General features: G+C 39.6%; 5 protein-coding genes. 2 read left to right on the top strand and 3 right to left on the bottom strand.

Annotated elements, in window-relative coordinates:
- Positions 1 to 59 precede the first annotated feature (59 nt).
- Positions 60 to 659, bottom strand: coding sequence for a TlpA family protein disulfide reductase (locus E1176_RS08475; RefSeq protein ID WP_155210178.1), 600 nt, complete (start codon positions 657 to 659; stop codon positions 60 to 62).
- A gap of 165 nt (positions 660 to 824) precedes the next feature.
- On the opposite strand from E1176_RS08475, the gene E1176_RS08470 reads away from it, so the two are divergent.
- Together E1176_RS08470 and E1176_RS08465 are read left to right on the top strand one after the other, a co-directional pair.
- The gene (locus E1176_RS08470) at positions 825 to 3,065 is read left to right on the top strand and encodes a Tex family protein (protein ID WP_155210177.1); all 2,241 of its coding nucleotides are present in this window, start codon (positions 825 to 827) and stop codon (positions 3,063 to 3,065) included.
- Positions 3,066 to 3,122: 57 nt separating this feature from the next.
- Positions 3,123 to 4,946 (top strand): tetratricopeptide repeat protein, encoded by a 1,824-nt coding sequence (locus tag E1176_RS08465; RefSeq protein WP_155210176.1) that lies wholly within the window; start codon positions 3,123 to 3,125, stop codon positions 4,944 to 4,946.
- Between the two features lie 73 nt (positions 4,947 to 5,019).
- On the opposite strand, the gene E1176_RS08460 is transcribed toward E1176_RS08465, so the two are convergent.
- On the bottom strand, positions 5,020 to 5,478 hold the full coding sequence (locus E1176_RS08460; RefSeq protein ID WP_155210175.1) for a DUF7832 domain-containing protein: 459 nt from the start codon (positions 5,476 to 5,478) through the stop codon (positions 5,020 to 5,022).
- 48 nt (positions 5,479 to 5,526) lie between these two features.
- Positions 5,527 to 6,736, bottom strand: a 1,210-nt coding sequence (locus E1176_RS08455; protein WP_155210174.1) for a nucleoside recognition domain-containing protein, incomplete at its 5' end; no start/stop codon positions are given.

Here is a 6,736-nt window from a genome sequence, read left to right as displayed (position 1 = left end):
GTCAGACCACTCAAAGTGGTCAGACGAATATAAGATACTTAAACCTCTAAGCGCTCTGCTCAAAACGCTGAGCCCTTATCTGCCCATTTCTGAAGAAATTTCTTAAAAGACTTTGAGTCATATCTGGCCATACCGACTTTTTTGGCCACAATTTGTCCTTCTTTACTCACCACAAAGGTGGTCGGTATAGAGGGCGCTCTTAATACCTCCGGTACCCGACTAGCCGGGGTGTACACGGGAAAAGTGTACTCTTTTCTATCTATAAATTGCTTCACCTTACCTTCGTTGTCATCCATAGAAAGCATGATAAATTCTATAGATGATTTATCCACTTCATCATACAAATCTTGTATACCAGGCATTTCTGCAATGCAAGGCGGGCACCACGTGGCCCATACATTAATAAATAGCACTTTGCCTTTAAACTCTCTCAAATTAATGCGATTGCCAGATAGATCCCTTAGATCTAATTCATAATCAATAATTTCTCTTTCTTCGGTTGGTAGTTCTGTATCAGGAGTGATTATACCCGTGGCAAGTATGGCGCGCTGGGCAAAGGCTGCAACTTCTGTGTGTAATCCAGTGAGATAAAGTGTAAGAAGCACCACTGCAATTACGCCCCATTCTTTAAGTTCTTTCTTTAATTTTACCTTCCCCATACATCACAAACTTACAATTTTGTCGTTTATTGTAGCGTCAGAAGACTGACACAATACGACTGTCAAATTTGCAGGTCATTTTTAGATACGATCAGTTGTATCAATTCCTATTTCTAAATTAGATTTGCCAGCTGTCTAAAAAACGAAAAGCATTAATTTTACAATATGAGTAACATTTTAAAAGTAGCTAAAGAACTTAATATAAGTGAGAAACAGGTTAAATCTGTGGTGGAGTTATTGGATGGAGGCGCAACGGTTCCCTTTATTTCTCGATATAGAAAGGAAATGACGGGTAGCCTTGATGAGGTAGCTATTACTGATATTCGTGACCGTGTTACTCAACTCAGAGATTTAGATAAACGCAGAGAAGCGATACTAAAATCGATAGATAGTCAGGAAAAGCTTACACCTGAGCTGGAAAAAGAGATTAATGCAGCCGAGACCTTAGCAGAGCTTGAAGATATTTATCTGCCGTATAAGCCTAAGCGAAAGACTAAGGCTTCGGTCGCAAGAGAAAAAGGACTCGAGCCTTTGGCAAAGCTTATTTTTGAGCAATCAGGTGTTGACGTTGAGGCCAAGGCGGCTGAGTTTATCAATGATGAGAAAGGTGTTGAAAATGCCGATGCTGCCTTACAAGGGGCTAGAGATATTATTGCAGAGTGGGTTAATGAAGATCAGGAGGCAAGGAAAAAAATAAGAGAGCTCTTTGAGAAAGAGGCACAAATCACCAGCAAGGTAATTAAAGGCAAAGAAGAGGAAGGTCAGAAATACAAAGATTATTTCGAGTGGGATGAGCCAATATCTAAGACACCATCTCACAGACTTCTTGCCATGCGTAGGGGTGAGAAAGAGATGATCTTATCTTTGGATATTAGTCCAGATGATGATAGAGCGGTTTCTATATTAGAAAGACAATTTGTTAGCTCAAATGATGAAAGCGCAGAGCAAGTCAAGGTAGCTATTGCTGACTGTTACAAGCGTTTGCTGCGTCCTTCGATGGAAACGGAAATAAGAATTGTAAGTAAAACCAAGGCCGATGAAGAGGCCATAAGAGTATTTGCAGATAACCTTCGTCAGTTGCTTTTAGCCGCACCGCTCGGTCAAAAGAATGTGCTGGCACTTGACCCAGGTTTCAGAACGGGTTGTAAGCTGGTTGTGCTTGATAAGCAAGGTAAACTTTTACACAACGAAGCCATTTTCCCTAATGAGCCACAAAAACAAACAACCCAGTCAGGCCATGTGGTAATGGCGATGTGTGCTAAATACAATGTTGAAGCAATCGCTATTGGAAACGGTACGGCCAGTAGAGAAACAGAAGCTTTTGTAAAAAGTCTGGGTCTTCCTAAAGAGATTATGATTATCATGGTCAATGAGAGTGGTGCCTCTGTTTATTCGGCCTCTGAGGTAGCTAGAAATGAGTTTCCTGATTATGATGTAACCGTGAGAGGAGCTGTGTCAATTGGCCGTAGATTGATGGACCCATTGGCAGAATTAGTAAAAATAGATCCCAAATCTATTGGTGTGGGTCAATATCAGCATGATGTAGACCAGTCGGCCTTAAAAAACGGGCTAGATGATGTGGTGATGAGTTGTGTGAACTCAGTAGGTGTGGAGCTCAATACTGCAAGCAAAGAGTTGCTTTCTTATGTATCGGGTCTTGGCCCAAGCCTGGCTAAATCTATTGTAGATTTTAGAAATCAAAATGGCCCGTTTAAAGATAGAAAAGCGCTCACTAACGTACCTAGATTGGGAGACAAGGCCTTTGAGCAGGCAGCCGGTTTCCTTCGGATAAGAAAAGCAGAAAATCCTTTAGATGCATCAGCAGTACACCCTGAAAGCTATCACATTGTAACAAAAATGGCAGATGATCTTGGTTGTACGATTCAGGATTTGATCAACGATGTGAGCTTAAGAAATAAGATTAACCTGAAGAACTATGTGACTGAGGATGTAGGGATGCCTACTTTACAGGATATTGTTGAGGAATTAGCCAAGCCGGGAAGAGACCCTCGCGAGACATTTGAGGTATTCAGTTTCCAGGAGGGTGTCAATCATATGGAAGATTTACGTGTTGGGATGGTATTGCCGGGCATTGTTACCAACATTACCAATTTTGGTGCATTTGTAGATATTGGGGTGCATCAGGACGGACTCGTGCACGTAAGCCATCTTTCTGATTCATTTGTGAAGAACCCGGCAGAAGAGGTTTCTGTACAGCAAAAAGTAACGGTTACGGTTATGGAAGTGGATATTAAGCGTAAACGAATCGGCTTGTCAATGAAGAGCGATCCTTTTGGCAAAGAGCCTCAAAGAAAAGCACCTAAGAAGTCTCAGAGGAAAGAAAAGCAGCCTGAGGGAGATTTTCAATCAAAACTCAACGAACTTAAAGGACTTTTCAACAAGTAATTCGCAACATATTCATATTATAGTTAACTTAGTCTTTGTCACTAAGTAGGCTTGATCATGAAAAGGATTTTTTACACACTGTTGTGTTGCACCATAATGCAGACAGTGTTGGCACAAAAAATTAAATATAAGGACCTGTATCCTCTGCTCGAAGCTCAGAAGTATGAGGATGCAGAACCTTTTCTTAAGGAGTTTCTCAAAGACCCAAAAAACAAGGAGAAAAACCCCAACGCCAGTTACCAATTGGGGGCGATTTATAATCAGAAAGCGCTTAATAATGATATTTTATTAGAAACTGAAGCATTTCAAAGTAATGCTGACTCAGCGATTCTAATGTATCAACAATCACTTCAGCTCATAGATGATCGTGAGCTAAAACGCAATGAAGAATATTATGCGGCTTACAAAAGACGAGATATTCGATCGGGCAAGTTTGGTATTAAGCTAGGTGACATACAGTTCGATATAGAAGGTAAGATCAAAAGTCTTGAAGAACGTAAGTCTAAAGTTAAGACCCTCGCAGATTATTTTTATAAAGCACAAAATGCTTATGATACCGCACAACATTTGTATACCAATCTGGTAAATCGGTATCCTTCCGATAAACAACTTTTGCTTCGTATTGACGAAGAAACGTTTGATTTATTAGACGAGCTTAAAAGTAGCTATGCAAAGGCCTTAGAGAATTTCCAAAGCTATAAAAACGTAGTGAGTGGTGTGGGTAATACGTCTTACAATCAGAAATTGGTGGTAAAAGAGATTGTAGACTACCCAGCAGATGGCCAGAGTGAGACAGACCTTACCAACAATAATGTCACATTTTGGGACTACAGTAAGTGGGTAGACCAGGTTAAGAATAAACACCAGGAAGAGGTTGTTCCATTATTTGGAAGGCTCATTAGTTATGATAACGAGCTGGATAAACTGAATAATAAAGTTTCTCAGGATTCTGTTACTGTTGTCGGAGAAATTACTCCTATCGATGCAATACCTGAGTTTCTAAAACTAAAAGATTTCGATCCAAGGCCTATGCCTATTGTCTTATTCCGGTATAAAGTGTCGATGCTTGAGTATAAATCTCACATGTTGGACTGGGAGAAGGATTCTGTAGATGTAAATTATCAGCTCAAAAAATTAGAGCCATTGGTAGTTAAAATACGCGAAGTAGACAGCCTGCTTGTTCAAACCTCTGAACTCGACCTTGAAGAAGAAAGTGAAAATTACGCAGCGTTTGTTTCGAGTCAATATAAGTCAGTTGATGGCCTCAGGTCATATTTGTCCGAGCAGGATTCAAACATAGGGAAAGTTTTGAATGATCACATGGGCACTTATATGAGTGTTTTGGAAAGCTCCAGATGGTTGGCAGCAGAAGGGGATAGTATTCCTTTGTTTGATATAGAAGATGTTTCTAAGTCTCAATATGCACCTTTATTGATCGACAGTTTGATTACTGCGGGTATTGTAATGCATGAAGTTGATTCTGGCAAAGGTTATTTGGCGAACATTACACCTAGTAGGCAACAAGATATAAAGATTGTTTTTGAGTTAGACTCAAATTTTTCAAAGCCGGATAACTATAAAAATATAGAGTCAAAAAGCCTTGTGATGTCGACTGATGAAGAAAATTTATATTTCACGTTATTTTATTCACCACTACAAGAAGAAGAAGGTTTCGCGGCTACAGCAGCGAGGGCTAATCAAAAAGGATTGAGTTGGGTAACGAATTTAAAATTGGCCAAAAAGCCTGACTCGTTGGGCTATAACATACAAACGGGTGAAATCATTATCAATTATGATGTAGGTAATGTCTCAGGTGCTGGTGGATCATTGTTGGGAGCCAAGCTTACACTTTCTAAGGAAGGCGCTGTGGTAAATCAATGATAACAAGTATTACTCAAAAAGAAAGGCTGATCGATTTGATCAGCCTTTCTTTTTGTGACAAGCGCTTTAAAGTTTATTGTTGTCCGACTAGCTTTTTCCAGTCCTGAAATCTCATGTCAATTCTATTTACGATAGACTGGTAATTGTCCCAGCTATCCTTTACATGATAGATAGAAGGTAATTTTTGTACAAGTACTTCATCATAATCATTTCTATAGAGGCCACCTCCATAATAGTAATAGGTAAACATATTACCTGTTTTGTTAAATAGCTCATAGCCAAGATAGCCATCCCAAATTTCGCTTAAGATAGTACAAGAGATCTCTCTTCTCGAAAATCTGAAAATTTGCATTTCGGCTTCGTCTTCAAAATACTCACTGTATAATTGATTGTCGATAACCCAGCCAAGATACATGCCTATATGAACGTAAGCTTGCTCAATCGGTAACGAGTCTGGGAAATTTCCCAAAAAATGGCTTTTCGCGTTGTCGTAAATCGTTTTTTGAATGTCTATCTTCTTTTCAGCTGTCATGATTCGTTATTTATGTATTGAAGTAATGCGTAATATACTAATTGTATCTCAATGGAAAAACATATAACCTAAAAGAATCGCTGCGATTATACCTGCTAAATCGGCTATCAATCCTGCTGTAATCGCATATCGGGTTTTGCTAATATTCACAGAGCCAAAATAAACCGCTACTATATAAAAGGTGGTTTCTGTGGCTCCTCTAAGTACGCTGGAAAGTTTACCTGCAAACGAGTCAACCCCATGTGTTTCCATCGTTTCCAGCATCATGCTTCTTGCACCACTACCGCTGAGAGGCTTCATAAAAGCTGTGGGCAGCGCGTCAACAAAATCGGTATTAACACCAAATAGTGATACTAAAGAGGCGATACCATTGATCATAAAATCAAAGGCACCCGAAGCTCTGAATACACCAATAGCCACGAGTAGTGCTATCAGGTATGGTATGATTTTAATGGCTATAGCAAAACCTTCTTTAGCTCCTTCAATAAAGGTTTCATAGAGGTTGATCTTCTTTCTAATGCCCAATAACAGGAAAAATATGATAAACGAAAATATGATGAGGTTACTTGCAACTGATGATATAACACCCAGCTTCTCTTGAGGTATAGTGGTGAAATAGTAGACTAAAGCCCCGATTACAACGGCAAAAGTGCCCAGATAAGCAATGATCGTTTTGTCAAGCAAGTTGATTTTTTGATAGATTGCTATGGTAATAAGACCAACAAATGTAGAAAAGGAGGTAGCTAATAAGACTGGTAAGAATATATCGGTAGGATATTCTGCGCCCATTACTGAGCGATCAAGGATTACAGTCAAAGGTATGATGGACAACCCTGAAGTATTTAACACCAAAAACATAATCTGCGCATTAGAAGCAGTATCAGGCGTGTCGTTGAGGGTCTGCATCTCTTTCATAGCCTTAAGGCCAAGTGGCGTGGCGGCATTGTCCAGGCCAAGCATATTGGCAGAGAAATTCATGATAATTGAACCAGATGCGGGATGATCTCTAGGTATACCGGGAAACAGTTTTACGAAAAAAGGCCCTACAAGCTTAGAAAGGATTTTTACCATGCCACCTTCTTCACCGATTTTCATTAGGCCCAACCATAGCGACATTACACCTGTGAGGTAGATAGATATCTCAAAACCAACCTTAGACATCTCAAAAGTTGACTGTACAATCTTTTGAAACACCTCATAATCCTGAAAGAAAATAAGCTTACCTAATGCCACAATAAAGGCTATGAGAAAGAAGCCT

The organism is Fulvivirga aurantia (assembly GCF_009711475.1).
Taxonomy (GTDB): Bacteria; Bacteroidota; Bacteroidia; order Cytophagales; family Cyclobacteriaceae; genus Fulvivirga; species Fulvivirga aurantia.
Note: the sequence above shows the minus strand (reverse complement) of the source record. Positions and strands in the feature narration are given on the sequence as shown.